The organism is Amycolatopsis sp. NPDC004378 (assembly GCF_053602455.1).
The window spans coordinates 978,521-1,004,627 of the sequence record NZ_JBSGDR010000001.1 but is presented as its reverse complement, the minus strand read 5'-3'; the positions used below and the strand labels follow the sequence as shown (position 1 = coordinate 1,004,627).

At 71.7% G+C, this 26,107-nt stretch carries 29 protein-coding genes and 2 riboswitches; of the genes, 16 read left to right on the top strand and 13 right to left on the bottom strand.

All coding sequences use genetic code 11. The features are described 5' to 3' along the window. The first annotated feature begins 114 nt into the window (after positions 1–114). A complete protein-coding gene (locus tag ACWEN0_RS04945; protein WP_451969003.1) occupies positions 115–882 on the top strand; it encodes a hypothetical protein in 768 nt (255 codons plus the stop codon). Between the two features lie 3 nt (positions 883–885). Here ACWEN0_RS04945 and thiE read toward each other — a convergent pair whose 3' ends face one another. Next, positions 886–1,551, bottom strand: coding sequence for a thiamine phosphate synthase (gene thiE / locus ACWEN0_RS04940; RefSeq protein ID WP_451969001.1), 666 nt, complete (start codon positions 1,549–1,551; stop codon positions 886–888). A 113-nt stretch (positions 1,552–1,664) separates the two neighbouring features. Beyond that, a riboswitch (TPP riboswitch) is annotated at positions 1,665–1,770 on the top strand. On the opposite strand from thiE, the gene thiO reads away from it, so the two are divergent. The 4 genes from thiO to ACWEN0_RS04920 all read left to right on the top strand — a co-directional run bounded on the left by thiO (position 1,764) and on the right by ACWEN0_RS04920 (position 4,327). Further along, the gene (gene thiO, locus ACWEN0_RS04935; protein ID WP_451968999.1) at positions 1,764–2,840 is read left to right on the top strand and encodes a glycine oxidase ThiO; all 1,077 of its coding nucleotides are present in this window, start codon (positions 1,764–1,766) and stop codon (positions 2,838–2,840) included. It overlaps the preceding riboswitch by 7 nt. After that, positions 2,840–3,040 (top strand): sulfur carrier protein ThiS, encoded by a 201-nt coding sequence (gene thiS / locus ACWEN0_RS04930; protein WP_451968997.1) that lies wholly within the window; start codon positions 2,840–2,842, stop codon positions 3,038–3,040. The genes thiO and thiS overlap by 1 nt, the downstream gene beginning before the upstream one ends. 1 nt (position 3,041) lies before the next feature. Then, positions 3,042–3,800: a thiazole synthase gene (gene thiG, locus ACWEN0_RS04925; RefSeq protein WP_451968995.1), complete on the top strand. Its 759-nt coding sequence runs from the start codon at positions 3,042–3,044 to the stop codon at positions 3,798–3,800. A gap of 98 nt (positions 3,801–3,898) precedes the next feature. Then, positions 3,899–4,327: a MarR family winged helix-turn-helix transcriptional regulator gene (locus tag ACWEN0_RS04920; protein WP_451968993.1), complete on the top strand. Its 429-nt coding sequence runs from the start codon at positions 3,899–3,901 to the stop codon at positions 4,325–4,327. On the opposite strand, the gene ACWEN0_RS04915 is transcribed toward ACWEN0_RS04920, so the two are convergent. After that, positions 4,328–5,134 carry an ion transporter gene (locus tag ACWEN0_RS04915; protein ID WP_451968991.1) on the bottom strand — a complete coding sequence of 269 codons (807 nt, stop codon included), beginning with the start codon at positions 5,132–5,134 and terminating at the stop codon, positions 4,328–4,330. It abuts the gene before it with no gap. Between the two features lie 59 nt (positions 5,135–5,193). Next, positions 5,194–6,021, bottom strand: coding sequence for a bifunctional hydroxymethylpyrimidine kinase/phosphomethylpyrimidine kinase (gene thiD / locus ACWEN0_RS04910; protein ID WP_451968989.1), 828 nt, complete (start codon positions 6,019–6,021; stop codon positions 5,194–5,196). Positions 6,022–6,126: 105 nt separating this feature from the next. Here thiD (ACWEN0_RS04910) and ACWEN0_RS04905 point away from each other — a divergent pair, with 105 nt between their 5' ends. Beyond that, a complete protein-coding gene (locus tag ACWEN0_RS04905; protein ID WP_451968987.1) occupies positions 6,127–7,137 on the top strand; it encodes a phosphatidylinositol-specific phospholipase C domain-containing protein in 1,011 nt (336 codons plus the stop codon). Here the strand turns inward: ACWEN0_RS04905 and ACWEN0_RS04900 are convergent. Further along, positions 7,134–8,057, bottom strand: coding sequence for an NADP-dependent oxidoreductase (locus tag ACWEN0_RS04900; RefSeq protein WP_451968985.1), 924 nt, complete (start codon positions 8,055–8,057; stop codon positions 7,134–7,136). The two genes, ACWEN0_RS04905 and ACWEN0_RS04900, sit on opposite strands and share 4 nt — an antisense overlap. 88 nt (positions 8,058–8,145) lie before the next feature. Between ACWEN0_RS04900 and ACWEN0_RS04895 the strand changes: the two genes are divergently transcribed. Continuing rightward, a complete protein-coding gene (locus ACWEN0_RS04895) occupies positions 8,146–8,541 on the top strand; it encodes a winged helix-turn-helix transcriptional regulator (RefSeq protein WP_451968983.1) in 396 nt (131 codons plus the stop codon). Between the two features lie 25 nt (positions 8,542–8,566). On the opposite strand, the gene thiD (ACWEN0_RS04890) is transcribed toward ACWEN0_RS04895, so the two are convergent. The 3 genes from thiD (ACWEN0_RS04890) to ACWEN0_RS04880 form a co-directional block, all read right to left on the bottom strand. Continuing rightward, positions 8,567–9,370 carry a bifunctional hydroxymethylpyrimidine kinase/phosphomethylpyrimidine kinase gene (gene thiD, locus ACWEN0_RS04890; RefSeq protein ID WP_451968981.1) on the bottom strand — a complete coding sequence of 268 codons (804 nt, stop codon included), beginning with the start codon at positions 9,368–9,370 and terminating at the stop codon, positions 8,567–8,569. After that, positions 9,367–11,001: a phosphomethylpyrimidine synthase ThiC gene (gene thiC / locus ACWEN0_RS04885; RefSeq protein ID WP_451968979.1), complete on the bottom strand. Its 1,635-nt coding sequence runs from the start codon at positions 10,999–11,001 to the stop codon at positions 9,367–9,369. The genes thiD (ACWEN0_RS04890) and thiC overlap by 4 nt, the downstream gene beginning before the upstream one ends. Continuing rightward, positions 10,995–11,116, bottom strand: a riboswitch (TPP riboswitch). (Overlaps the previous gene by 7 nt.) 48 nt (positions 11,117–11,164) lie before the next feature. Then, entirely contained in the window at positions 11,165–12,076 is a 912-nt protein-coding gene (locus ACWEN0_RS04880; RefSeq protein WP_451968977.1) for a S1C family serine protease, read from the bottom strand. 202 nt (positions 12,077–12,278) lie between these two features. On the opposite strand from ACWEN0_RS04880, the gene ACWEN0_RS04875 reads away from it, so the two are divergent. Continuing rightward, positions 12,279–14,444 carry a glycoside hydrolase family 15 protein gene (locus ACWEN0_RS04875; RefSeq protein ID WP_451968975.1) on the top strand — a complete coding sequence of 722 codons (2,166 nt, stop codon included), beginning with the start codon at positions 12,279–12,281 and terminating at the stop codon, positions 14,442–14,444. A gap of 42 nt (positions 14,445–14,486) precedes the next feature. On the opposite strand, the gene ACWEN0_RS04870 is transcribed toward ACWEN0_RS04875, so the two are convergent. Further along, the gene (locus tag ACWEN0_RS04870; RefSeq protein ID WP_451968973.1) at positions 14,487–15,065 is read right to left on the bottom strand and encodes a peptide deformylase; all 579 of its coding nucleotides are present in this window, start codon (positions 15,063–15,065) and stop codon (positions 14,487–14,489) included. A gap of 155 nt (positions 15,066–15,220) precedes the next feature. On the opposite strand from ACWEN0_RS04870, the gene ACWEN0_RS04865 reads away from it, so the two are divergent. Together ACWEN0_RS04865 and ACWEN0_RS04860 are read left to right on the top strand one after the other, a co-directional pair. Continuing rightward, entirely contained in the window at positions 15,221–15,529 is a 309-nt protein-coding gene (locus ACWEN0_RS04865; RefSeq protein WP_451968972.1) for a DUF3263 domain-containing protein, read from the top strand. Beyond that, the gene (locus ACWEN0_RS04860; protein WP_451968971.1) at positions 15,526–16,155 is read left to right on the top strand and encodes a LytR C-terminal domain-containing protein; all 630 of its coding nucleotides are present in this window, start codon (positions 15,526–15,528) and stop codon (positions 16,153–16,155) included. The genes ACWEN0_RS04865 and ACWEN0_RS04860 overlap by 4 nt, the downstream gene beginning before the upstream one ends. 4 nt (positions 16,156–16,159) lie before the next feature. Here ACWEN0_RS04860 and ACWEN0_RS04855 read toward each other — a convergent pair whose 3' ends face one another. The 3 genes from ACWEN0_RS04855 to ACWEN0_RS04845 form a co-directional block, all read right to left on the bottom strand. Further along, positions 16,160–18,430 (bottom strand): AAA family ATPase, encoded by a 2,271-nt coding sequence (locus ACWEN0_RS04855; RefSeq protein WP_451968970.1) that lies wholly within the window; start codon positions 18,428–18,430, stop codon positions 16,160–16,162. Positions 18,431–18,757: 327 nt separating this feature from the next. Continuing rightward, positions 18,758–19,711 carry a CDP-diacylglycerol--serine O-phosphatidyltransferase gene (gene pssA, locus ACWEN0_RS04850; protein WP_451968968.1) on the bottom strand — a complete coding sequence of 318 codons (954 nt, stop codon included), beginning with the start codon at positions 19,709–19,711 and terminating at the stop codon, positions 18,758–18,760. A 4-nt stretch (positions 19,712–19,715) separates the two neighbouring features. Then, positions 19,716–20,441: a phosphatidylserine decarboxylase gene (locus tag ACWEN0_RS04845; RefSeq protein WP_451968967.1), complete on the bottom strand. Its 726-nt coding sequence runs from the start codon at positions 20,439–20,441 to the stop codon at positions 19,716–19,718. Positions 20,442–20,700: 259 nt separating this feature from the next. Here ACWEN0_RS04845 and ACWEN0_RS04840 point away from each other — a divergent pair, with 259 nt between their 5' ends. Then, a complete protein-coding gene (locus tag ACWEN0_RS04840) occupies positions 20,701–20,931 on the top strand; it encodes a hypothetical protein (protein ID WP_451968965.1) in 231 nt (76 codons plus the stop codon). 21 nt (positions 20,932–20,952) lie between these two features. Here the strand turns inward: ACWEN0_RS04840 and ACWEN0_RS04835 are convergent, their stop codons facing one another. Continuing rightward, positions 20,953–21,237, bottom strand: coding sequence for a GlsB/YeaQ/YmgE family stress response membrane protein (locus tag ACWEN0_RS04835; protein ID WP_451968964.1), 285 nt, complete (start codon positions 21,235–21,237; stop codon positions 20,953–20,955). A 73-nt stretch (positions 21,238–21,310) separates the two neighbouring features. On the opposite strand from ACWEN0_RS04835, the gene ACWEN0_RS04830 reads away from it, so the two are divergent. Together ACWEN0_RS04830 and ACWEN0_RS04825 are read left to right on the top strand one after the other, a co-directional pair. Beyond that, positions 21,311–21,871: an ArsR/SmtB family transcription factor gene (locus ACWEN0_RS04830; protein ID WP_451968962.1), complete on the top strand. Its 561-nt coding sequence runs from the start codon at positions 21,311–21,313 to the stop codon at positions 21,869–21,871. Next, positions 21,868–23,121 carry an MFS transporter gene (locus ACWEN0_RS04825; protein WP_451968960.1) on the top strand — a complete coding sequence of 418 codons (1,254 nt, stop codon included), beginning with the start codon at positions 21,868–21,870 and terminating at the stop codon, positions 23,119–23,121. Before ACWEN0_RS04830 ends, ACWEN0_RS04825 begins: the two co-directional genes overlap by 4 nt. Here ACWEN0_RS04825 and moeA read toward each other — a convergent pair. After that, positions 23,075–24,268 (bottom strand): molybdopterin molybdotransferase MoeA, encoded by a 1,194-nt coding sequence (gene moeA / locus ACWEN0_RS04820; RefSeq protein ID WP_451968959.1) that lies wholly within the window; start codon positions 24,266–24,268, stop codon positions 23,075–23,077. The genes ACWEN0_RS04825 and moeA overlap by 47 nt on opposite strands. A gap of 161 nt (positions 24,269–24,429) precedes the next feature. Between moeA and ACWEN0_RS04815 the strand changes: the two genes are divergently transcribed. The 3 genes from ACWEN0_RS04815 (at position 24,430) to ACWEN0_RS04805 (ending at position 26,052) form a co-directional block, all read left to right on the top strand. Next, positions 24,430–25,110 carry a TIGR00266 family protein gene (locus tag ACWEN0_RS04815; protein WP_451968958.1) on the top strand — a complete coding sequence of 227 codons (681 nt, stop codon included), beginning with the start codon at positions 24,430–24,432 and terminating at the stop codon, positions 25,108–25,110. A 2-nt stretch (positions 25,111–25,112) separates the two neighbouring features. Beyond that, positions 25,113–25,733, top strand: a complete 621-nt coding sequence (locus tag ACWEN0_RS04810; protein WP_451968957.1) for an AIM24 family protein — start codon at positions 25,113–25,115, stop codon at positions 25,731–25,733. Positions 25,734–25,845: 112 nt separating this feature from the next. Then, positions 25,846–26,052, top strand: a complete 207-nt coding sequence (locus ACWEN0_RS04805) for a cold-shock protein (protein WP_329054617.1) — start codon at positions 25,846–25,848, stop codon at positions 26,050–26,052. The last annotated feature ends 55 nt before the right edge of the window (positions 26,053–26,107 follow it).

Here is a 26,107-nt window from a genome sequence, read left to right as displayed (position 1 = left end):
ACTGTCTATTGTGGACAGTGGGAGTGGTGCTGCTCACGCTCCGGCAACGCGGGGAGTTCCTCGCGCGCCTTACACGTTGGGAACGGGGAGAAGACTTTCTAGCGGATCGGGATCATGAGCAAGGAGACGGAACAGCCTTCAGGGGAGAAGGAACAGAAGTCGGGCCTGCGCATCGCGCAGGTGCTGGCGGCGGCGCTCGCGGCGGTGACGGCGGCGCTGCTCGGGTCGACGCTCGGCGTCGCCGGCACGGTGGCCGGGGCGGGCGTGGCGAGTGTGATCACGACGGTCGGCGGCGAGATCTACCTGCGCTCGCTGCAGCGCACGAAGGACGCCGCGCTCAAGGCGCGGCAGCTGGCGACGTCCGGCATCCGGCGCCGGGGGCAGGTCATCGCGATCAACGAGATCACCGACCAGCCGCTGCCGTCGGCCGTGCCCATCACCGAGCAGCCGACGGTCCGGCTGCCGAAGCCGGACGGCCCGCTCGAGGAGCAGCCGTCGCGGCTGCGGAAGCTGCGCTGGCCGCTGGTCATCGGCACGAGCGTGGTGGCGTTCGCGGTGGCGATCCTGGCGATCGTCGGCGTGGAGGCGGCGACCGGCGGCAAGGTGGCCGGCGGGACGGGCGCGGGCATCGGCAAGATCTTCGGCAACGGCGGCGGCCAGACCGACAAGACCCCGTCGACCACGCCGACGGCTCCGACGGACGACACGCAGGAGTCGCCCACCCGGACCACGACGACGGAGACGACGACGCCCACCGCGCCGACGACGTCGAGCACGCCGAGCAGCTCGCCGACGCCGACGACCCCGAGCACGACGGCCCAGCAGCCGACGACCTCGGCCCCGCCCACCAGCCAGGGCGCGGCGACCACCCCGACCCCGTAACCGTCAGGGGAGGCGGGCGCGCAGTTCGCGGGCGGCGGACTCGGGGTCCTCGGCCTCGGTGATCGCCCGGACGACCACGATCCGCGACGCGCCCGCTTCGAGGACCGAGGGCAGCCGGCCGGCGTCGATGCCGCCGATCGCGAACCAGGGCCGGCCGGGCGTCGATGCGGCGGTCGAGCGGACCAGGTCCAGGCCCGGCGCCGAGCGGCCCGGCTTCGTCGGCGTCGGCCAGCAGGGACCCGTGCAGAAGTAGTCCACGCCCGGTTCGGCCGCGGCCGCGGTGGCCTGCGCCACCGAGTGCGTCGAGCGGCCGATGACGACGTCCTCGCCCAGGATCCGCCGGGCCAGCGGCACCGGGATGTCGTCCTGGCCCAGGTGGAGGACGTCCGCGCCGACCGCCAGCGCCACGTCCGCCCGGTCGTTCACCGACAGCAGCGCCCCGTGCCGCGCGCAGGCCTCGGCCAGCACCTCCAGCGCCGCGATCTCGGCCGCGGCCTCGAGCGGCGAGCCGCCGGTCTTGTCGCGCAACTGGATGATGTCGACGCCGCCGGCCAGCGCCGCGTCGGCGAACGCGGCCAGGTCGCCGCGGGCCGTGCGGGCGTCCGTGCAGAGGTACAGGCGAGCGGCGTCGAGCCGGGCGCGGATCTTGTCACCGGAGAGGGCGGGCATGGCGGCGACCGTACCCCGCCGGCGGACGGTCCGGCCAAGACCCGGTGCCGTTGCCGTGAAAGCCATCCGGCCGTGACCGCGGTTGGATTATCGACCAACGGCACGTAGGGTGGACGGGTCCGCACGGGAGCCCGGGGCACGGGCTGAGAGGGAGCTGCCGCTCCGACCGTGGAACCTGATCCGGGTCATGCCGGCGCAGGGAGCGTGATCCCATGACGAACAACCTGGCAGTGGTCGGCGGCGGCGTGATCGGGCTGTCCGCCGCGTGGCGCGCGGCGCGAACCGGCCGAAGCGTCACCCTCTACGACCCCGAACCCGTCCGCGGCGGCGCGTCGTGGCTGGCCGGCGGCATGCTCGCCCCGGTCACCGAGGCCTGGCCGGGCGAGGAGGACGTCCTCAGCCTCGGCGAGGAGTCCCTGCGCCGTTGGCCCGGCTTCGCGCGCGACCTCGCGCAAGAGGGCGTCGACCCCGGCCTGGCCGAGCACGGGACGCTGGTCGTCGCCTTCGACAGCGCCGACGCGGGGTACCTCGACATCCTCGCCGGTCACCTGCACGCGCTGGGCCGCACGGCCGAACGGCTCACCGGCCGGGAAGCCCGGCGGCTCGAACCCGGCACCGGATCCGTCCGAAGTGGACTCCACGTGCCCGGCGACCTGGCCGTGGACAACCGGAAACTGCTCAACGCGCTGTACGCGGCCTGTCAGGAACGCGATGTGCGGTTCGTCCGGGAACGCGTGGCCGCCCCGCCGGACGCGGACGCCGTCGTGCTCGCGGCGGGCGCGTGGACCGGGCGGCTGCACCCGCGGCTCGCCGGGGCGGTCCGCCCGCTCAAGGGCGAAATCCTCCGGCTCCGGCCCCGGCGCGGCTGCCTCCCGCCGCCGAAACGCACGGTTCGCGCCGTCGTCGAGGGGCACCCGATCTACCTCGTGCCGCGCGGCGACCAGGAGCTCGTCCTCGGCGCGACGCAGTACGAAGCGGGCTTCGACCAGGCCGTCACCGCCCGCGGGGTCCGCGAGCTGATCGAGGGCGCCGAACGGGTGTTCCCCGCGATCACCGAGTACGAGCTGGTCGAGACCGCCGCGGGCCTGCGGGCCGGCAGCCGGGACGTGCTGCCGTACATCGGCGTCCTGGACGACGGCGTCTTCGCCGCGACCGGGCACCACCGCAACGGCCTGCTCATGGCCCCCGTGACCGCGGACGCCGTGGTCGCGTGGCTCGAAGGCGAGAAGCCGCCCGAAGGCGTCGAAGCGGCTTCGCCCGACCGCCTGCACCAGAAGGAGCACGTGTGATGGAGATCAAGCTCAACGGCCGGTGGACGGAGTTCCCGGACGGCGCGACCGTCGCCGACGTCCTCGACGCGTCCGGCGGGCAGCGGCCCGGCATCGCCGTCGCGGTCGACGGCGTCGTCGTCCGCCGCACCGACTGGGCCACCACGGCCGTGCCGAAGGGCGCGGGCGTCGACGTGCTCACCGCCGTCCAGGGAGGCTGAAATGGAGACGGAACCGCTGGTCATCGGCCCCTGCAAGCTGACGTCCCGGCTGATCATCGGCACCGGCGGCGCGGCCAACCTCGCCGTGCTCGAACGCGCGCTGGTCGCGTCCGGCACCGAGCTGACCACGGTCGCGATGCGCCGCGCGGACGCCGAGGGCGGCTCCGGTGTCCTCGAACTGCTCACCAAGCTCGGGATCGAGCTGCTGCCGAACACCGCGGGCTGCCGCACGGCCGCCGAAGCCGTGCTCACCGCGCAGCTCGCGCGGGAGGCCCTCGGCACCGACCTGGTCAAGCTCGAGGTGCACGCCGATGACCGGACGTTGCTGCCGGACCCGTTCGAGACCCTCGACGCCGCCGAACGGCTGACCGCCGACGGGTTCACCGTGTTCGCCTACACGAACGACGACCCGGTGCTGGCCCTGCGCCTGGAGGAGGCCGGCTGCGCCGCGGTGATGCCGCTGGGCGCGCCGATCGGCACCGGCCTCGGCATCCGGAACCCGCACAACATCGAGCTGATCGTCTCGCGGGCGGGCGTGCCGGTGATCCTGGACGCCGGGATCGGCACGGCGTCCGACGCGACGCTGGCGATGGAGCTCGGCTGCGACGCCGTCCTGCTCTCGACGGCCGTCACCCGGGCGGCGGACCCCGAACGGATGGCGTCGGCGATGCGATCGGCCGTCGTCGCCGGTCACCTCGCGCGCAGCGCCGGCCGCGTACCGCAGCGGTTCTGGGCGCAGGCTTCGAGTCCACCCCGGTGAACCAGGGTGCCTTAACGCCGAACGTGCACGGCGAGCCCGTAAGGTGGACGGCACTTTCCGGCGCATCCGCGGCGGGGCCAGGGCAGAAGGAGCCAGCCGTGACCACATCGGTTCAGGACACCTCGGGCAGGTTGTACCTCGCCGTCGGCAGGCTGTCCCGGTCGTTGCGCCAGGCCGGCGTGCCCGGGCCGGGCCACGGCGCCATCTCGGCCCTCGCGACGCTGGTGATCTCCGGTCAGCTGCGCCTCGGCGACCTCGCCGCGAAGGAGGGCGTCGCCGCGGCGACCATGTCGCGGATCATCGCGTCGCTGGTCGAAGCGGGGTACGTCAGCCGCGAGTCCGACCCGGTCGACCGGCGCGCCTGGCTCGCGAAGGCGACCGAAGAAGGCGAGCGGCTGGTGTCCGGCGTCCGGTCGACGCGGGTCCAGGAGCTGAACCGGCGCCTCGACCGCTTGACGCCTGAGCACCGCGAAGCGCTGACGGCGGCGCTCCCGGCACTCGAAGCCCTGATCGCCGACGAGGGCTGATTAGGGGACCCGCTCCCGGCGCAGCTCGGCGAGTTCGGCGCGGACGGCGCGCAGCTCGTCGAGGATCTCCTGGTTGGCCGCGGCCTGTGCTTCGGCCTGCTTCGCCTCTTCCTCGCGGAGGTCCTGGCGCAGCTCGTCTTCCATGCCGCTGACCACGACGGCGATGAAGAGGTTCAGCACCGCGAAGCTGGACACCAGGATGTAGACGACGAAGAAGATCCAGGCCATCGGCGCCTGTTCCATGATCGTCTTCGCGATGTCCGGCCACGCTTCGCCGGTCATCACCTGGAACAGCGTGAACAACGACGTGCCGAGGTCGCCGAAGTCGCCCGGGTCGATGACGCCGAACAGCTTCGTCGCCATGACGCCCGCGACGAAGATGATCAGCGCGAGCAGCGCGGCGATCGAAGCCATCCCGGGAATCGCGGCGAGCAGCCCGGAGACGACCTTGCGCATCGACGGCACGACCGAGATCAGCCGCAGCACGCGGAGCACGCGCAGCGACCGCAGGACGGCGAACGGCCCGGTCGCCGGGATCACCGCGATGCCGACGACCAGCAGGTCGAAGACGTTCCAGTGGTCGCGGAAGAACCCGCCGCGGTAGGCGTAGAACTTCGCCAGCAGCTCGGCGACGAAGACGCCGAGCGCGATGTGGTCGAGGGTGTGCAGGAGCCCGCCGAAGCCGTCCATCAGCGACGTCGACGTCTCCATGCCGAGCGTGACCGCGTTGAACACGATCACGGCGATGATGAAGTTCTGGAAGCGGCGGTCTTCGAGGACCTTCGCCACCCGCTCGCGTCCGGTCAAGGCCGCCCCCCGCGTGAGTCAAGGATCAGTAAACGCAGGGATGGTAACCGGGCCGGTGCTCAGCGTTCTTCGGGTGCCAGCCGCCAGAAGGCCGAGACCGGCCCGACCTTGGCGCCCATCGGGTACGCGTGCTCGACGGCGTGCGAGACGAACCACTTGCCGTAGCGGGCCGCCTCGACCACGGACATGCCCTTCGCGAGCCCGGCGGTGAGCGCCGACGCCATCGTGTCGCCCGCGCCGTGCGTGTGCGGCGTCGAGTAGCGCCTGCCGGGCAGCTCCACGAACGTCGAGCCGTCGAACAGCAGGTCCACGCACTCGGGGTCCGCCTGCAGGTGGCCGCTCTTCACCAGGACGTACCGGGGGCCCATCCGGTGCAGCACCACGGCCGCGGTGTGCATGCCTTCGCGGTCCTTCACGGTCATGCCGGTGAGCAGGCGGACCTCGTCGAGGTTCGGCGTCAGGACCGTCGCGCGCGGGAGCAGTTCGTCGCGCAGGGCGTGCAGGCCCGCTTCGTCGAACAGCGGATGGCCGTGCATCGACGCCGCCACCGGGTCGACGACGAACGGGATCTTCTCGTCGCGTCCGATGTCCGCGTTGTCGCACGCCGCCGCGACCGCGTGGATGATCCCGGCCGAGGCCAGCATGCCCGTTTTCGCCGCGCCCACGCCCATGTCCGACGCGACGGCCTCGATCTGGCCGGCCACGATGTGCGGCGGCAGGTCGGCGCGGTCGTGCACGCCGAGGGTGTTCTGGACCGTGACGGCCGTGACCGCGACCAGGCCGTGCACGCCGCAGGTCAGGAACGTGCGCAGGTCCGCCTGCAGCCCGGCGGCGCCACCGGAGTCCGACCCGGCGATGGTCAACGCGGTCGGCAGGCTCGTCGTCATGGTGGTTTCCCGACTTCTGGTCTAGGCCAATCAGCCTCTTTTGCTTCATCAACAGTCAACCACGGTGGGACATTGTGAACGTTACTCACGTTCGAAGGAGCCTGGATGAAGCTCTTCTCGGTGGCAATCCTCACGGCGGCGCTCGCGCTCTCGGGGGCGACGGCGGCGCACGCGGACAGCCCGAAGCTGTCCCACGTCACGACCGTCGGCGTGCACAACACGTACGACCCGGCGGCCTACGGCTACCTGGCGCAGGCGCTCGACGCCGGCTCGTCCCTGATCGAGCTGGACGTCTGGCCGGACTTCTTCACCCACGAGTGGAAGGTCAGCCACTCGAACCCGTTGGGGAACAACAACAACTGCGTCGCGGCCACCTCGGCGTCGCAGCTCTACAGCGGCGGGACGAACAAGAACCTCGAGTACTGCCTCGACGACATCCGGATCTGGCTGGCCGCGCACCCGGGCCACACGCCGATCACGCTCAAGCTGGAGATGAAGACGGGCTTCTCGGCCAACACCGGCATGGGCCCCGCCCTGCTCGACGCCACGTTCAAGGCGCACCTCGGCAGCGTCGCGTTCCGCCCGGCCGAGCTGCTCGGCAGCTACGCCACGCTCGACGACGCGGCCAAAGCGGACAACTGGCCGTCGGTGGACGCGCTGCGGGGCCGGGTGATCACCGAGATCATCCCGGGCACGGTCGAGGAGGGGAACCCGACCGACACGCTGCACACCGATGTCGAGTACGCGCAGTACCTGCTGGGCCTCAAGAACGCGGGCAAGCTGGGCGACGCGAACATCTTCCCGACCGTGCACGGCGCGGCCGGCGGTGACCCGCGGGACAAGTACACCGCCGACCTCAAGCCGTGGTTCGTCGTGTTCGACGGCGACGCGAACGCGTGGGTGACGCAGACCGGGCCGTGGTGGTACGACGCCAACCACTACTACCTGGTGATGACCGACGCGCAGAACGTCGCGCCGGCCATCGACGCCCACAACCCGACGGTCGACCAGGCCAACCAGCGCGTCGCCGACCTGGCGAAGCAGCACGCGTCGGTGGTCACGGCCGACTGGACCGGGCTCACGACGGTGCTGCCGCAGGTGCTCGCCCGGGGTTAGACCGTCAGCACGAGCTTGCCGGACACCCGGCCGGACTCACCCAGCTCGTGCGCCTTGGCGGCTTCTTCCAGCGGGAAGGTCTGCTCGACGCGGACCTTCAGGCGGCCGGCCTCGATCAGCTCGACGAGGCCGGCCAGCCCGCCGCGGTCCGGCTCCACGAGGATCCGTTCCACCCGGACACCGCGTTCGGCGGCCTGCTGCGCCACGCGTTCGGCGACGCCGCTGGGCACGCCGATCAACAGCCCGCCCGCCTTGATCGCGGGCAGCCAGCGCAGGTCGCTCTCCTCGCCGACGAGTCCGAAGTAGACGTCCACATCGGACGTCGTCGCTTCCGGGTCGTGGTAGTCGATCGGCTCGTCGACGCCGAGTTCGCGCAGGAAGCCGTGCTTGCCCGCACTGGCCGTGCCGATCACGTAGGCGCCGCGCGCCTTGGCGATCTGGACGGCGAGGTGGCCGACCCCGCCCGCGGCGGCGTCGACGAACACGCGCTGTCCCTCCCGGACGTTCGCGACGTCGACCAGGCCCTGCCAGGCGGTGAGCCCGGCCAGCGGCAGCGCGGCGGCCTCGGCGAACGACAGCGCGGCGGGCTTGCGCACGAAGTGCCGCGAGGGCGCGGTGACGTACTCCGCGTAGGCGCCGGCCGGGCGCGGGAACCACGGCATGCCGAGGACTTCGTCACCCTCCCGGACACCGGTCGCGCCGAAGCCGGCCTCCTCGACGACCCCGGCGACGTCCCAGCCGACGGTGAACGGCGGCTCACCGAGGAACCCGCCGCCGGCCCGCACCTTCCAGTCGACGGGGTTGATGCCGGCGGCCTTCACCCGCACCAGGACCTCCGTCGGCCCGGGTTCCGGCCGCGGTGCTTCGGTGACGCTCAGCACCTCCGGCCCGCCGAGTGCCTGCTGGGTCACGATGCGCATCTCCACACTCCTTCTCTTCGGGTTCTCCTATACTCGGAGCGTTCGTCACTTTTCGCTAGAAGGCACTTCCGAGTGAAGTAGGTACCTGATGGAAACCACCTGTGACCAGGACGGACCCTGGGACGTCTATCTCCGGAGCTGTCCCTGCCGGGACGTGCTGGACCTGCTGGCCAACAAGTGGACGGCGCTGATGCTGGGCGCGCTGGCCCGCGGCCCGCACCGGTTCGGCGAACTGCGCCGCGCCGTCGACGGCATCAGCCAGAAGATGCTGACGCAGAACCTCCGCCAGCTGGAACGCGATGGTTTCCTCACGCGCACCGTGTACCCGACAACGCCGCCGACAGTCGAATACGCGCTGACGGACATGGGCGCGGAGGTGGGCGCGCACCTGATCGCGCTGAGCGCGTGGTCCCAGGCGAACTTCGACCGCATCCGCGCGGCCCGCGAGACCTACGACGGCCGGGAGCTGCAGCCGGTCCGCTGATGGCTCGCGGCGTGTCGCCGGACGCTCACGACGACTGCGGCAGGACCCAGAACGGGGAGACCGGGCCGACGCCTGCGCCCAGGGGGTAGGCCTCCGCCACGCAGCGCTCGATGAACTTCTTGCCCGCCGCCACCGCGTCCGGTACGGAGGCGCCCTTCGCCAGCGACGACGTGATCGCCGACGCCAGGGTGTCGCCGCCGCCGTGGGTGTTTTCCGTCTCGTAGCGGGGGCCGCTCAGCGAGATGAATTCGCGGCCGTCGGAAAGCAGGTCGACGCACTCGGCCGTGCCTTCCATGTGGCCGCCCTTGACCAAGACCCACCGGGAGCCGAAGCCCAGCAGGGCCTCGGCGGCAGCGCGCTGGGAGGCCGGGTCGACGACGGAAACGCCGGTCAGCAGCCGGACCTCGTCCAGGTTCGGCGTGATCAAGGTCGCGCGGGGGAACAGCTCCGTGCGGATCGCCTCCAGGGCGTCCTCGCGCAGCAGGGCGTGCCCGGTCATCGACGCCGCCACCGGGTCGACCACGAACGGGCCGACCTCGACCTCGTCCAGGGTTTTCGCCACCGCGCGGATGATCTCGGCCGAAGCCAGCATCCCGGTCTTGGCCGCGTTGACGCCCATGTCGGACGCCACCGCCTTGATCTGCGCGGTGACGACGTCGGCGGGGATCTCCGTGAAGCCTTGCACGCCCAGGGAGTTCTGCACGGTGACCGCGGTCAGCGCGACGAGCCCGTGGACGCCGTGCGCGAAGAACGTCCTCAGGTCCGCCTGGATGCCCGCACCACCGCCGGAGTCGGATCCGGCGATGGTGAGGGCGGTGGGCGGTGTCACGGCTGCACCACGGGCAGGTAGACCTTGCCGCCGGACTCGGTGAACTCCGCCGACTTCGAAGCCATCCCGGCCTCGATGGCTTCCACAGTGGACAGACCGTGTTCCTCGGCGTACTTGCGGACGTCCTGCGTGATCCGCATCGAGCAGAACTTCGGACCGCACATCGAGCAGAAGTGCGCGGTCTTGGCCGGCTCGGCGGGCAGCGTCTCGTCGTGGAACGACCGCGCGGTGTCGGGGTCCAGCGACAGGTTGAACTGGTCGTTCCAGCGGAACTCGAAGCGGGCCTTCGACAGCTCGTCGTCCCACTCCTGCGCGTACTTGTGCCCCTTGGCCAGGTCGGCTGCGTGCGCGGCGATCTTGTACGTGATCACGCCGGTCTTGACGTCGTCGCGGTTCGGCAGGCCCAGGTGCTCCTTCGGCGTGACGTAGCACAGCATCGCCGTGCCGTACCAGCCGATCTGGGCCGCGCCGATGGCCGACGTGATGTGGTCGTACGCCGGCGCGATGTCCGTCGCGAGTGGCCCGAGCGTGTAGAAAGGTGCCTCGCCGCAGAGCTTCTCTTCCAGTTCGACGTTCTCCTTGATCTTGTGCATCGGCACGTGGCCGGGGCCTTCGATCATCACCTGGACGTCGTGCGACCGCGCGATGTGCGTCAGCTCGCCGAGGGTTTCCAGCTCGGCGAACTGGGCGCGGTCGTTGGCGTCGGCGATCGAGCCGGGACGCAGGCCGTCGCCGAGGGAGAACGTGACGTCGTACTGCCGCAGGATTTCGCAGAGCTCTTCGAAGTGGGTGTACAAAAAGGACTCTTGGTGGTGCGCCAGGCACCACGCGGCCATGATCGACCCGCCGCGGCTGACGATCCCGGTGACGCGCCGCGCGGTCAGCGGGATGTAGCGCAGCAGCACACCGGCGTGCACCGTGACGTAGTCGACGCCCTGTTCGCACTGCTCGACGATGGTGTCGCGGTAGATCTCCCACGACAGCTTTTCCGGTTCCCCGTCGACCTTTTCCAGGGCCTGGTAGATCGGCACCGTGCCGACCGGGACCGGCGAGTTGCGGATGATCCACTCGCGCGTCTCGTGGATCCGCTTGCCCGTCGAAAGGTCCATGATCGTGTCGGCACCCCAGCGGGTCGCCCACACCATCTTGTCGACCTCTTCCTCGACCGACGACCAGACGGCCGAGTTGCCCATGTTGGCGTTGATCTTCACCAGGAAGTTCTTGCCGATGATCATCGGCTCGGACTCGGGGTGCCTGCGGTTGACCGGGATCACCGCGCGCCCGCTCGCGACCTCGTCGCGCACGAACTCCGGCGCAACCCGTTCGCGGGCGGCGATGTACTCCATCTCCCGCGTGATGACACCCTGTTTCGCCCACCCGAGCTGGGTGTTGTGCTCCCGGCCGTCGGCCCACCCGGCGCGCAGCCGGTGCAGTCCACTGTGGACGTCGATCGACACGTCAGGGTCGGTGTACGGGCCCGAGGTGTCGTAGACGTCGAAGTGCTCGCCGTTGGACAGATCGATCCGGCGCGCCGGAACCCGCAATCCGGATTCGGTCTGGTGGTACGTCTTGTGCGATCCGGTGATCGGACCCGTGGTGACGGAGACGTGCTTGTTTTCCAGCGTCGTCAACGACTTTCACTCCCTACGCCGGCATTACCCGGTCAGGTTCATGCGGTCGGTGACGCCTGCCCGAAGCAAGTCACCCTCTCAGCCCGCCATGGCGCGAGCTCCCGCGTTGGTGTTGTGCCCCCGACCATGCCACGCCGGGAGCGCATACTCAAGTCCGCTCACCTCACCCGACCAACTCGGCGGGGGTCGCGTACACGTCGACCATGGCTCCGTTGCGCAGCACGGTGATCGGCAGTGCGGTGCCGATCACCTCCGCGAACAGCTGCCGCTGGATGCCCTGGGCGTCCGAGATGCGGGCGCGCCCGACGGTCAGGACGAGATCGCCCGCGTGCAGCCCGGCGCGGTCGGCGGGCCCGCCCGCGACCACCTCGTGGACCCGCAGCCCGGCCGCCTGGCCGGTGCGCTCGGCGACGTCGTCCGGCAGCGGCGCGGGCACGCCGACGACACCGAGGTACGCGCGCCGCACCCGGCCCTCGACGACGAGCGTGTCGATGATCCGCCGGGTGGTCGCGTTGATCGGCACGGCGAGCCCGAGCCCGACGCCGGCGACCGCGGTGTTGACGCCGACCACGCGGCCGGCCGAGTCGGCGAGCGCGCCGCCGGAGTTGCCCGGGTTGAGCGCCGCGTCGGTCTGGATGACGTCCTCGATCACGCGGGTGGTGCGCCCCTGCCGCACCGGCAGCGCCCGGCCGAGCGCGCTGACGACACCCGCCGTGACGGTGCCGGAGAACCCGAGCGGGCTCCCGATGGCCACGACGAGCTGCCCGACGACGAGCTGGTCGGCGTCGCCGAGCTGGGCGGCCGACGGCGTCTCGCCACGCGCCCGCAGCACGGCGAGGTCCGACAGCGGATCGGCGCCGACGACGTCGAAGGGAAGTTCGCTGCCGTCGGCGAAGGTCGCGACGCCGCGGCGGTGGTCGCCGACGACGTGGGCGTTGGTGAGCAGGTGGCCGTCGTCGGCGAAGACGACGGCCGAGCCGCCGCCGCGTGCGAGCTGCACCCCGGCGACGTGCGGGGTGACGGTCTTGGCGACGGTGCTGACCGCGCGCGAATAGGCGTCCATCGCCTCGTCCATGGATGCACCTCGATTACACCGTTGCAGGTACTACAAGTGTGCGCCCGAACGAGGTGGGCGCGGGTTCGCTGTCCGTGAACCGCCGACCGGACCAGTGACGGTCAGTGGTTCACCGGTTCGGACCATGCGCCGGTGAAGATTCGGCGGCAGACTCCCAAAGCGCTTCTGTAACGGTGCAGAAGCGATCTTCTGTGGGGTTGATATGCGAAAACTCATGTTCGGCGCCCTCGCCGGGCTGCTGGTCACCGGCCTGATCCCGGCGACCGCGGAGGCCCAGGGTGAGGCTCCCGGTGCTCCCGGAGCCCATCCGAGCTGGCTGCCCGCGAACAAGACCGGCTTCGGCACGGCTCACGACCGCTCGAGCAACGTCTGGTTCACGCTCCAGGGCGGCCAGATGTCCGAGGTGTACTACCCGGACCTGTCGACGCCGAGCGTCCGGTCGGCGAACTTCGTCGTCACGGACGGCCGCAGCTTCGCCGTCGCCGACTACACCGCCAAGTCCCAGCAGGTCCGGCGCGCCGACGCCGACAGCCTGACCTACGAGCAGACCAGTACCGACGACCAGCACCGCTGGCGCCTCACCAAGACCTACGTCACCGACCCGGCCGCCACGACCGTGCTGGTCGACGTCGACTTCCAGTCGCTCACCGGGCGGCCCTACCAGCTCTACGCGGTCGCCGACCCGGACCTCACCAACGACGGCTCCGACGACTCGGCCGCGCGCCAGGGCGACGCCGTCACCGCGCAGGACGCGACGAACGCCGCTGCACTGACCGCGAAGCCCGCTTTCACGAAGACGAGCGTCGGCTACGCGGGCGTGTCCGACGGGAACACACAGCTCACGAAGACCTTCAAGCTCGCGCAGTACGACACCGCCGCCAAGGGCAACGTCGTGCTGACCGGGCAGACGACCGCCGACGGCGTCCGGAACCGGCACGTCACGCTCGCGCTCGGCATGGGCGCGAAGGCCGCCGACGCGGTGAAGAGCGCGCAGGCGTCGCAGCGACGCGGGGTCCGCGACATCACCCGCGCGTACGACCGCGGCTGGGAGCAGTACCTGCGCGGGGTGAGCAAGCCGCCGTCGTCGCTGAAGACCGACGCCGAGCGCGACCTGTACAAGGCGTCGATGCTGACCCTCGCCGCCAGCGAGGACAAGCACCACCCGGGTGCCTTCATCGCGTCGCCGAGCATGCCGTGGCGGTTCGGGAACAACGACCCGGAGTGGTCGCCGTCCGGCACCTACCACCTGGTCTGGCCGCGTGACCTTTACCAGATCGCGACCGGCCTGGCCGCCGGCGGCGACCGGGCCGCGGCGAACCGCGCGGTGTCGTACATGTTCGGCACGCAGCAGCAGGCCGACGGGCACCTGCCGCAGAACAGCCGCGTCGACGGCGTCCCGTACTGGACGTCGGTCCAGCTCGACGAGACCGCGTTCCCGATCGTGCTGGCCCAGCAGCTCGGCCGGACCGATCTGTGGCCCGGCGTGCGCAAGGCCGCCGACTTCATCATCGGGTACCGGGGCCCGAACGGGCAGGCGTCGCCGTACACCCAGCAGGAGCGCTGGGAGGAGCAGGACGGCTGGTCCCCGTCGACCATCGCCTCGGTGATCGCCGGGCTCGTCTGCGCCGCGGACATCGCTTCGCACAACGGCGCGTCCGCCGACGCCGCCCGGTACCTGGCCGCGGCCGACAAGATGAAGGCCGACCTGCCGAAGCAGACGATCACCACGAACGGGCCGCTGTCGAAGGACCCGTACTTCGTCCGCCTCACCAAGGACGCGAACGCCAACGCCGGGACGACGTACAACCTCGGCAACTCGAGCGTCACGATGGACCAGCGCGCGGTCACCGACGCGGGCTTCCTCGACCTGGTCCGGCTCGGCGTCTACCGCGCCGACGACCCGGTGATCAGGAACAGCGTCCGCGTCACGGACAAGGACATCGCGTTCACGACGCCGACCGGGCAGTTCTGGCACCGGTACACGAAGGACGGCTACGGCGAGCAGGCCGACGGTTCGCCGTGGGACTACACGTTCCCGGCCGGGAGCCGCACGACGTTCGGCCGGCTGTGGCCGCTGCTCGCCGGCGAGCGCGGCGAGTACGAACTGACGCTCGGCGACCCGGCGTCGGCCGCGCGGCGGCTGCGTGACCTCGGCCGGGTGAGCAGCTCGGCGGAGACCATGCCCGAGCAGGTGTGGGACGAGAATCCGCCGTCCGGCCAGACCGGCTTCCCGGCCGGCACGCCGACCACGTCGGCGACCCCGCTGGCCTGGACGCACGCGCAGTACGTCCGGCTGGCCTGGGACGTCAAGGCAGGCTCGACCCTGGAGACGCCGCAGGTGGTCCGCTGCCACTTCCTCGGCTGCTGAACGCCGAAGGGCCCCTCGATCGCGAGGGGCCCTTCGGAGCGGTCAGATGACGGCGCCGTCGTCCTCGGGGGTCTTCGGCGGCAGCCAGGAGTTGCCCGGGACGCCCCACTTGTTCGACTTCAGCATCTTCTTCGCCGCGCGCGCGTGGCGGCCGACCAGGCGGTCGAGGTAGAGGTACCCGTCCAGGTGGTCGGTCTCGTGCTGCAGGCAGCGCGCGAAGTAGCCGGTGCCCTCGACCTCGATCGGATTCCCCTCGACGTCCGAGCCGGTCACCTTCGCCCACTTCGCGCGGCCCGTCGGGTACGACTCGCCGGGCGCCGACAGGCAGCCCTCCCAGTCGTCGTCCGGGTCCGGCATCGTCTCCGGGATCTCCGAGGTCTCGAGCTTCGGGTTGACCACGACGCCCTTGTGCCGCACGCCCTCGTCGTCCGGGCAGTCGTAGACGAACACCCGCAGGCCGAGCCCGATCTGGTTCGCCGCGAGGCCGACGCCCTCGGCGGCGTACATCGTCTCGAACATGTCGTCGACGAGCGTGCGCAGCTTCTCGTCGAACTCGGTGATCTCCCGGGTCGGCTGGTGCAGCACGGGTTCGCCGGCGATAACGATGGGGTGGATGGTCACGACCACGCAGTTTAGTCGGACCCCTCTGGTAGACCTGCATCAGACCGTGACGCGCCGACGCGGATGCCCACGTCGGCGTGCGCTTCCGTGGTTGAATGGCGCCCGCGGAAGAGCTAGGTCTGATTCGCCATGACGCCCGATTGAGAGGGACTCGGATGGACGCCGCGGAGTCGATGGCTGAGCCGCAGCCGTCGCCGCCGAAGCCCGTGCCCGGCCTGACCGAACGCGAGGTCGAGATCCTCGCCTTCGAGCGCCAGTGGTGGCGGCACGCCGGGGCGAAGGAGAACGCCATCCGCGAACGCTTCGACTTGTCCGCCACGCGCTATTACCAGCTGCTCAACAAGCTGCTGGAGAAGCCGGAGGCGAGCGAAGCCGACCCGATGCTGGTGAAGCGGCTGCGCAAGACCCGCGCCGCCCGCCAGCGCAAGCGAGGCGCCCGGCGACTGGGGATCGAGCTGAAATGAGCGTGTTTTCGGGAATGTCCCGGCCGATGAAGGCCGCGGGCGTCGCCCTGGTCGGCGTCGCCATCATCGCGGCGGTGATCGGCGGGATCTCCGCGCTGAGCGGGGGCAACGGGTCCAACGAGGCCGGGCCGAGCGGCACGTCGACGCAGCCGGGCACCACCAGCGGGTCGCAGCCGCCTTCGGGCACCTCTTCGACGCCTCCGCCGTCGACCTCGACGAACCCGACTTCGCCGACGCCGCCGTCGCCGACGCCCGGGCAGCCGACCTCGGGCCAGCCGGGGCAGCCCGGCCAGCCGGGCCAGCCCGGTGACCAGCAGGCGTCCAACAAGTGGGTGACCGTCCGGGTCTTCAACAACTCGACGATCAAGGGCCTCGCGGCGCGCGCGAAGGACGACTTCGCCGGCGCGGGCTGGAACGTCACCGAGGTCAGCAACTACTCGCAGGGCATCATCCCGGCGACCACGGCGTACTTCCGCCCGGGCACCGACGAGGAAGCCGCGGCCAAGCAGCTCGCGCAGGAGTTCGGCTTCAAGGCTGAACCCCGCTTCGAGGGCATCCAGAGCGCGAGCCCGGGCGTGATCGTCATCGTGACCAACAACTACCAGTCCGGCCACAAGGGCAGCTGACGGTTCAGTCCCCGGCCTGGGTCTTCGCGTAGGACTCCAGCGCCGCGAGCTGCACCGGGTCGAGGCTGGGGCGGACCGTCTTGCGCGCCGTCTCCAGGTGCGCTGCCGTGACTTCGCGGGCCTCCAGGGACTCGCGCATCGCCGTCAGCGCCGCCTCGCGGATCAGCGCCGCGCAGTCGGCCGCCGAGTAGCCGTCCAGAGTGGACGCCACCCGGGCGAGGTCCACATCGGACGCGAGCGGCGTGTTCTTCGAGGTGGCCGTCAGGATCGCGGCGCGGGCCTCGGCGTCCGGCGGCGGGACGTAGACGCGGCGCTCCAGCCGTCCGGGCCGCAGCAGGGCCGGGTCGACCAGCTCCGGCCGGTTCGTCGCGCCCAGCACGACGACCTCGCGCATCGGCTCGACGCCGTCGAGCTCGGTCAGCAGCGCCGCGACCACGCGGTCGGCGACACCGGAGTCGGACGACTGGCCGCGGCGCGGGGCCAGCGCGTCGATCTCGTCGAGGAAGATCAGCGACGGCGCGGCCTCCGCGGCCCGGCGGAACAGCTCTCGCACGGCGCGTTCGGACTCGCCGACCCACTTGTCCATCAGCTCGGCGCCCTTGACCGCGAAGACGTTCAGCGCGCCGGTGCCGGCCAGCGCCCGCACCAGGAACGTCTTGCCGCCGCCGGGCGGCCCGTAGAGCAGCACGCCGCGCGGCGGTTCGACGCCGAGCCGCGCGAACGAGTCCGGGTACCTCAGCGGCCACAGCACGGCTTCGGTGAGGGACTGCTTGACGTCGACCATGTTCCCGACGTCGTCGAGGGTCAGGCCGCCGGTGGCCAGGTTGTCCGATGTGGACATCGACACCGGCCGGACGGTCGCGAGCGCGTCCAGCAGGTCCTGCTGCGAGATGCGCGGCTCGTCGGCCTCCCGCTGGCGCAGGGCCGCCCGCAGCGCCGCGTCCCGGCGCAGGGCGATCAGGTCCGCCGCGACGAACCCCGGCGTCTTCTCGGCGAGGACGCCGCAGTCGATGCCCGTGTCGAGCGGGACGTCGCGGAGCAGGACGTTCAGCAGCTCGCGGCGCGTCTTCGCGTCCGGGAGGGCGAGGCTGAGCTCGCGGTCGAGCAGGTCGGCGGCGCGCAGCCGCGGGTCGGCCGACTCCGCACGGGCCGTTGTCGCGACGACGGCGAAGCGCTCCCGCCGCAGGGCCGTCCGCAGCTCTTCCAGCACGACAGTCGCGACCGGCGGCGGCGTGGCCGCGGGCAGCAGCGCGTCGACGTCGGTCAGCAGCAGCACAGTGGGGCCCTCGCCGCCGCGGACGGCTTCGCGCAGGCGCGCGACCGCGACGTTCGGGTCGAGCACCGCGAGGTTCGGCGCGGCCACCGGCACCACGCGGATGTCCGCTTCCTTCGCCACCGACCGCACGAGCGTCGCCTTGCCGACGCCTTCGGGACCGGACAGCAGGACGCCCAGGTGCGCGGGCGCGCCGAGGCGGGCCAGCAGTTCGGGGCGGTGGAACGCCAGGTCGAACCACTCGGCGAGCTTGCGCGCGGTCGCCTCGGCGCCGATCAGGTCGGCCAGCGGGACCGCGGGTTCGGCGGTCTCCTCGACCACGGCGACGTCGTCCTCGACGATCTCGGCGTCGATCCACTCCTCGGCCGCGGTGACCGCCGAGGTGCGCACCAGCGCGGTCGCCGTCCGGGGCTGCGCGGGCTCGGGCGCCGGCCGGGCGCCGTCGCGCCAGACGACCACTGTGGACGGTCCGACCGCCACCGTGCCGGCCGGCTCGGTCGCGGTGACGGTGAGCAGCTCGTTCGTCCAGGTCGCGCCGATCGCGCGGGACAGCTGGCCGCGCAGGCCGGCCGGGTCGGACCCCGGCGTCGGCGCGAGGTCCTGCGGCAGCAGCGAAACGGCGTCACCGACGGTGAGGACCTTGCCGATCAGGGCGAGCCGCAGCATGTGCGGGCTGACCGAGACACTGGCCAGCCGCGACCCGGCGACGGTGACCGTCTTCGCCGCGGCGACGTCCGCGGGCGCGACGACGACCTCGGAGCCCTCGGAGACGCCGAGGTTCGACATGGTGACGTCGTCGGTGAGCAGGATCCCGGGCACGTCGGCCTCGTCGGTGGGCGCCGCGAGCGCGGCGCTGACCCGGGCGCCGGTGAGGTGCACGGCATCCCAGGCCCGCAGGCCGAGCGCGTCGAGGACTTCGGGGTGCAGCCGGACGACGCCGCGGCGGGTGTCCAGCGCCGACGGCGTGTGCCGGACGGTCAGCGTGATCTGCGGGTGGCTCACGCCGTTCACCCTAGCGATCCGACGGCCCGGCAGGAGCGGAAAGCCGTGTCGTCCCCCCAATCACACGTGTCGACTCCCCAATCACGCGTGATGCCCCTCCAATCACGCGTGATGCCTCCCGCATCACGTGTGATGCCCGCCGGATCACGGGTGATGCCGCCTGGATCACGGGTGATCGCCGGACCGAGACGGCGGACTCGCGTACCCGGCCGGGCGACTCGCGTGACCGGAGAGGCATCTCGTGTGATTGGAGAGGCATCTCGTGTGACTCGAGGGGCATCTCGCGTGATTGGAGAGGCATCACGCGTGATTGGAGGGTCGACACGGCTACTTGCGGCGCAGGCCGATCTGGCGCCAGGAGCGGCGGCGGGGGCCTTGGCCGTTTTGGCTGCCGCGGGGGGTGCGGACCGTCTCGCCGTTGCGGGGGAGGCGGACCGCGCGCATGGCCGCGCCCGCGACCCGGCGGCGCAGCGGCGGCCGGAGGCCGAGACGGCGCTGGGAGCGGGCCCGGCGGATCGCGCGGCGCTCGCGCGGCGGGACCGTCCAGGCCTCGGGGTGCGCCGCCAGCCAGCGGTGCCGGTACACCGAGTACGGGATGTGCGCCAGGTACAGGAGCATCGCGATCACCAGCGCCACCAGCGGGAACTGGATGATCGCCGCGGCCAGCAGGGCCACCGCGATGAGCATCGGCGCGATCGCCTTCGCCGGCACCTTGACCGTCTTCAGCGACAGCGTCGGGATGCGGCTGATCAGCAGGGCCGCGATGGCGATCGTCCACGCCCACACGACGTACTGCGAAGACCACCAGCCCTCGCCCCACTGCAGCTCCGCGACCAGCGGCAGCATGCCGAGCAGGCCGCCCGCCGGCGCCGGAACGCCGACGAAGAACTCGCTCGCGTACGCCGGCTGCTCGGTGTCGTCGAGCAGCGTGTTGAACCGCGCCAGCCGCAGGATCATGCAGACGGCGAAGACCAGCGACGCCACCCAGCCGATCCGGTCGGCGCCGGTCTGCCACACGTAGATGACCAGGGCCGGGGCGACGCCGAACGAGATGCCGTCGGACAGCGAGTCCAGCTCGGCGCCCATCTTCGACGTCGCGTCGAGCAGGCGGGCGATCCGGCCGTCGAGGCTGTCGAGCACCGCCGCGATGCCGATCGCGGCGATGGCCATCGCGTAGTTCTTCGTCAGCGCGAACTGCACGGCCGACAGGCCCGAGCACAGCGCCAGCACCGTGATGGCGTTCGGCAGCAGCCGCACGCCGGGGGTGGTCACGCGGACCATCGAATCAGCCCTTCGCAGGCGAGGCGGGGAGTTCCGCGATCACGGTCTCGCCGCCGACCGTGCGCTGGCCCTTCGCGACCAGCACGCGCGAACCCGGCGGGAGGTAGAGGTCGACCCGGGAGCCGAAGCGGATGATGCCGTACGTCGCGCCGGCGCCGACCTTGTCGCCCTCGCGGATCTCGCAGAGGATGCGGCGCGCGACCAGCCCGGCGATCTGCACCACGACGAGCTCGTGGCCGTCTTCGGTGCGCATGAGCACGGAGTTGCGTTCGTTGTCTTCGCTGGCCTTGTCGAGGTCGGCGGAGAGGAACTTGCCCGGGCGGTAGGCGACGCGCTCGATCACGCCGGTCGCCGGAACGCGCTGGACGTGCACGTCGAACACCGAGAGGAACACCGAAACGCGCATCCGCGGCTCGGCGGGCAGGCCGAGCTCGGCCGGCGGGACGGCTTCCTCGATCAGCGACACGAGACCGTCGGCCGAGGCCAGCGCGACGTCGTCGCGCGGCGGCGCCACCCGCTTCGGCTCGCGGAAGAACGCGGCCATCGCCGCGGTCGCGAGGGCCCCGAAGACGCCCAGGCCCTTGGAGAACCGGCCGGCGAGCAGCGTCGCGGCCACTCCGCCCGCCACGAACGGACGGCCGGCCTTGTGCATCGGCGGCAGCGTCTCGCGGGCGAGCTGGACGGCGTGCGCGACTGGGTTGCCGGCGGGCTCCGGCCGGGTGCCGCTCATGGTCGGGTCCCCTGGTTTCGTGTCGGAAGGACGGGTCGGCGCCGGGTCCGGCGGCCGCGGATGGGCGTCACCACGCTACCGCTGCACCGGGCGGCGGTCTCCGTGCGCCCCTGGTCGGCTCCCTCGCGAGGGTGTCCCCGCTCCGGGTGGGAGCGGCCACATCCCGGTAACACAAGGTCGAATTCGACGACAACACTGAGTAGTTGATGCCGTTCGGGGCGCTGCCGAGAGCGCTCCCCACCCGACTGGGAGAGGGACGATGACCGACCACCGCGACCCCGCCGACGCTCGCCTCGACGAGCTCTTCGGCGCGTGGCGCGCGGAGATCGACGAAGTGCCGCTGCCTTCCCTCGTGGACCCGGCGCGCGCCGTCGACGTCGTCATCGAGGCGAAGAAGAGAGGCCGGGTGCATGCGCCCCCCGACGGCGCAGGCACCCGGCCACCGGGTAGTGCGCGTGAGGACACATTTTACCCGCCGGAGCGGTTCTGATCACGGCTTGTCCGGCAAAAGTTACAAACGGTCACTCGGACGACGGCCGAGACCGCTGACGAGCCGCAGGATCGCCAGCAGCACGACGGCGCCGAGGACGGCCACGCCGAAGCTCGGGAAGTCGAAGTCGAACGTCTTCGCCTGCCCGGTGGCGAGCCGGTAGAGCAGCCCGCCCAGGGCCGCGCCGACCACGCCGACCAGCACGCTGACCAGGCAGCCTTGCCGGCGCCGGTCCCGGCCGCCGACGACCAGGTTCGCGGCCCAGCCGACGATCGCACCGAAGATCACCCATGCGACGAAACCCATGGCGCGAGCTTACGCGAGCAGGACGTACAAGAGTCATTGCACAAGAGTTGTTGTACAACTACTCTTGTGCGTCATGAGCGACGAGGTCCGGGACATCCGGGATTCGAAGGTGCTGGCGGCGGTGTCGCACCCGCTGCGGCGACGGCTGATGGAGCTGCTCCACCTGGACGGCCCGGCGACGGCGTCGATGCTGGCGGGCAAGACCGACCAGGCGGTCGGGAACATCAGCCACCACATGAAGGTGCTGGCTGCGGCCAAGCTGGTCGAGGAGGCCCCCGAACTGGCTCGTGACCAGCGGGAACGCTGGTGGAAGCGCAGCGTGAAGACCCTGCGGTGGGCGTCCGCGGACTTCCCGGACGACCCGATCGCCGAGGCCGCCGAGGTGCTGACCCTCGACCACCAGACGGCGATCGCGCGCGAATGGATCGCGACCCGTGAGACCTACCCGCCGCAGTGGCGCGGCGTCGCGTTCAGCACGGACACCTGGATGCGGCTGTCCGCCGCCGAGCTGGAAGAGCTGAACGAACGGGTCCTGCTCCTGCTGGCCGACTTCGAAAACCGCACCGAACCGGGTGACGGCGTCGAGCGGCACGCCGTCTTCTTCGCCGCGCGGGCTTCGCTGGGCAAGCCGTGAAGGGGCTCTGGGGGAACAGGGACTTCCGGCTGCTCTGGACCGGCGAGACCACGAGCATGCTCGGCAGCATGGTCGCGAGCACGGCGTTGCCGCTGGTCGCGGTGGTCACGCTGGGCGCGAGCACGTTCCAGGTCGCGCTGCTGACGGCGGTGGCCTGGGTGCCGTGGCTGGTGATCGGCCTGCCCGCCGGCGCCTGGGTCGACCGGCTCGCGAAGCGCCCGGTGATGCTGACCTGCAACGCGGTGTCGATGGCGGTGTTCGGCAGCGTGCCGCTCGCCGCCGCCTTCGGGGCGCTGACCATGCCGTACCTGATCGCCGCGGCCCTGCTCGGCGGCGTCGCCAAGGTCTTCTTCAGCCTCGCCTACCGCGCGTACCTCCCCGCGCTGGTCGGCGAGGGCGACCTCCTCGAAGCCAACGCCAAGCTGCAGGGCAGCGAGTCCGCGACGCAGGTCGGCGGGCCCGGCCTGGCCGGGTTGCTGGCGCAGGCGTTCGGCCCGGTCAGCGGGGTGCTGGCCGACGCGGTCAGCTTCGGCGTCTCGGTGTTGTGCGTGCGGGCGATCCGGGTCCGCGAAACCGTGGTCCCGGTGCCGCGCACGCCGTTGCGCAGCCAGATCGCCGAAGGACTCCGGTTCGCCCTCGGCGACCGCTACCTGCGCACGCTCATGACGTTCGGCGCGGTCTCGAACCTCGCCCTGACCGGGTACCAGGCCATCCAGATCGTCTTCCTGTCCCGCACGCTCGGCGCCGCACCCGGCCTGGTCGGGCTGGTCCTGGCGCTGGCCGCGGCCGGCGGGGTGCTCGGCGCGGCGGTCGCGGGCCGGCTCGGCGCGCGCTTCGGCACCGCCCGCGCGTTCCTGCTGTGCGAGGTCTTCGCGGCGCCGATGCTGCTGCTCGGCCCGCTGAGCGGCCCGGGCTGGGGACTCGCGCTGTTCGTCGTCGCTGAGTTCGGCGTCTGCGCCGGCGTGGTCGCCTCGAACGTGCTGACCACGACGTTCCGGCAGCGCTACTGCCCGCCCGAGCTGTTCGGCCGGATCACCTCGAGCGCGTCGATCGTCAACTACGGCACGATCCCGCTGGCCGGGGTCCTCGGCGGCGTGCTGGGCGAGGCGATCGGCGTCCGCGAGACGCTCTGGGTGATGTCCGGCGTGCTGGTCCTCGCGCTCGGGATGCTCGTGCCGCTGGCGAAGGAGCGCGACTTCCCGCTCACAGCAGCAGCACGTCCACCTCTTGCCCTTCCGCTGCCGAAGTGACGTCCTCCGGCAGCACGATCAGGCAGTTGGCCTGCGTGAACGCGGCCAGCAGGTGCGAGCCGGGCCCGCCGCGCGGCCCGACCACCCCGGTGACCTCCCCGTCGGACGGGGTGAACACGCCGCGGCGGTACTGGCGGCGCCCGGCCGGTGAGGGCATCGCCTCGAGCAGCCGGGCCCGCACCCGCCGCCGCGTGACGTCGGTGTGGCCCAGCGCGGTCAGCAGCGCCGGGCGCAGGAACGCCTCGAACGACACGAGCACGCTGACCGGGTTGCCGGGCAGCGCCACCACCGGCACGCCCTGCCAGCGGCCGCTGCCCTGCGGGCCGCCGGGCTGCATCGCGATCTTCGTGAATTCGACGCCCTGGCCGGTCAGGGCGTCCTTCACCACCTCGTACGCGCCCGCGCTGACGCCGCCGGAGGTGACCAGGAGGTCGGCGTCGGCCAGCTTCGGCTCGATGACCTTGCGGAACTCCTCGACGTCGTCGACGACGCTGCGGACCACCTCGACCTCGCAGCCGAGGCCGCGGATAGCCGCCGCGAGGGTGACGCTGTTGGACTCGTAGATCTGGCCGTGCCGCAGCGGGGCGGGCGCGTCGACCAGCTCGGTGCCGGTGGACGCGACCAGCACCCGCAGCGGCCGGTGGACCCGCACCTCGGCGAGCCCGACGGCGGCCGCCAAGCCGAGCTGCGAAGGGCCGAGGACGGTCCCTGCGGGCAGCGCGACGGTGCCCTCGCGGACGTCCTCGCCCGAGCGCCGGATGTGCGCGTCTTCCGTGGCGGCGGCGGTGATCGTCACGGTCTCGGTGCCGCCGTCGGTGTCCTCGACCATGACGACCGCGTCCGCGCCGGGCGGCAGCGGCGCGCCGGTCATGATCCGCTGGGCAGTGCCCGGTTCGAGCGGCCGGACGTCGACGCGGCCCGCCGGGATGTCGTCGGCCACCGGCAGGGTCACCGGCACCGCGGCCACGTCGGCGGCGCGGACCGCGTAGCCGTCCATCGCCGAGTTGTCGAAGGGCGGGAGGGACACGCCGGCCCGCACGTCCTCGGCCAGGACGAGGCCGGCCGCGGCGGCGAGGGGCAGGGCGGCCGCGGGGGAGGTGCCGAGGAGCGCGGCAACCCGGTCGCGGTAGTCGTCGACGGAGATCACCGGACCATCCTCCCCGTCTTCGGGGGGTGTGCAAGACCGAGGCTCATTCGGATCAGCCCGGCGCACTTCGCCGCGGGGACACGGCTACGGTTGCCTCGCGCCGGGCGACGTCCGAATGAGCCTCGCCCGGCCCGTCACGAGCACGCAAACGGGGAGTACGCATGCAGGTCCAGGTCCGTCAGCAGCCTTCGTTCGCCGTCGCGCGGCTCATGCTCGCGCCGGGCGAACCGTGCCAGGTCCAGTCCGGGGCGATGATGGCCACGAGCTACGGCGTGCAGGCCGAGGGCCGCTCGGAAGGCGGCATCCTCAAGAGCTTCGTCCGCTCGGCCGCGGGCGGCGAGTCGTGGTTCATCTCCACCTTCACCGCCCCGCAGAACGGCGGCTGGGTCGACGTCGCCGACAACCTGCCCGGTGACATCCAGATGGTCCAGCTCGACGGCCGCACCGGCTGGTGCATCACCCGCGGCAACTGGCTCGCCTCCTCGCACGGCGTGCAGACCGAGACGAAGTGGGGCGGCTTCAAGAACCTCTTCGGCGGCGAGGGCGGCTTCCTCACCCACGCCTCCGGGCAGGGCCAGGTCCTGGTCAGCTGCTACGGCGCGATCGAGACCATCACCCTGCAGCCGGGCGAGGTCGTCACCATCGACACCGGGCACGTCGTCGCGTTCGCCGACACCGTCCAGTACCAGACGCGCCGGGTCTCCGAGCGCCTCTTCCACACCATGAGCACCGGCGAGGGCCTGGTGTTCGACTTCGCCGGCCCCGGCCAGGTGATGACCCAGACGCGGAACCCGGCCGCGCTGATCTCGTGGATCCTGTCCCACGTGCCGAGCAACCGCTGACCATGCGCGTCCAGACCCGGCACACCCCCGGCTTCGGCGTCGCCCGCGTCCTGCTCGACCCGGGCGAGTCCGTGCAGGCCGCGCCCGAGACGCTGCTCGCCAGCCGGTTCGGCGTGACCGAGACGGCGATGGGCCGCGGCGTCCGCGCGAGCAAGGCGTCGACGGCGGTGTACACCGCCCCGTCCGACGGCGGCTGGATCGACTTCGCGCCGCTGAGCCCCGGTGACGTCTACCCGCTCGAACTCGGCGGCGGCACGGGCTGGTCGGTGCACCGCGAAGCCGTGCTGGTGCGGCCGTCGTCGGCGCGGACCGACCCGGGCTGGGCGCCGCTGCAGCAGCTCTTCGGCGCCGACTCGGGGTTCCTCGAGCACTACAGCGGGACCGGGCCGCTCGTGCTGGCCGCGCCCGGCCCGGTGGACGCGTTCGAGCTCGGCCAGGGCGAGCTGGTCACGGTCCGGCCGGACTACCTCCTGGCGTACCCGGACACGGTGCAGTGCCGGCTGCGGGCGCTCGACCCCGGCGGCCCGCAGTCGCTGCGCACCGGAGAAGGGCTCGCGGTCGACTTCGCGGGGCCCGGGACGGTGCTCGTGCAAGCGCGGAACAGACGCCTTTCTTCAGCGTGATCTTCAAACGAATTGCCCATTGCCGAGGGCGGTAATTCCGGTAGCGTGATTGGCACTTCCGCCGCTGGCATCCGCTCGGGCCAGCGGATCCTTTGTGCTGAGGGAGGGCGCCGTGGCTGTCGGCACCGTCAAATGGTTCAACTCGGAAAAGGGCTACGGGTTCATCGAATCCACCGACGGTCCGGACGTGTTCGTCCACTATTCGGCCATCCAGGCCGAAGGATTCCGCACTTTGGACGAAGGCGACCGCGTCGAGTTCGAAGTCCAGTCCGGGCGTGACGGGCGGAGTCAGGCGGCGGACGTCCGCAAGGTCTCCTGAGGACCTTCATCACCCGATTGGCGAACCCCCGGCAGCCTGCGAACCTGGGACGTTA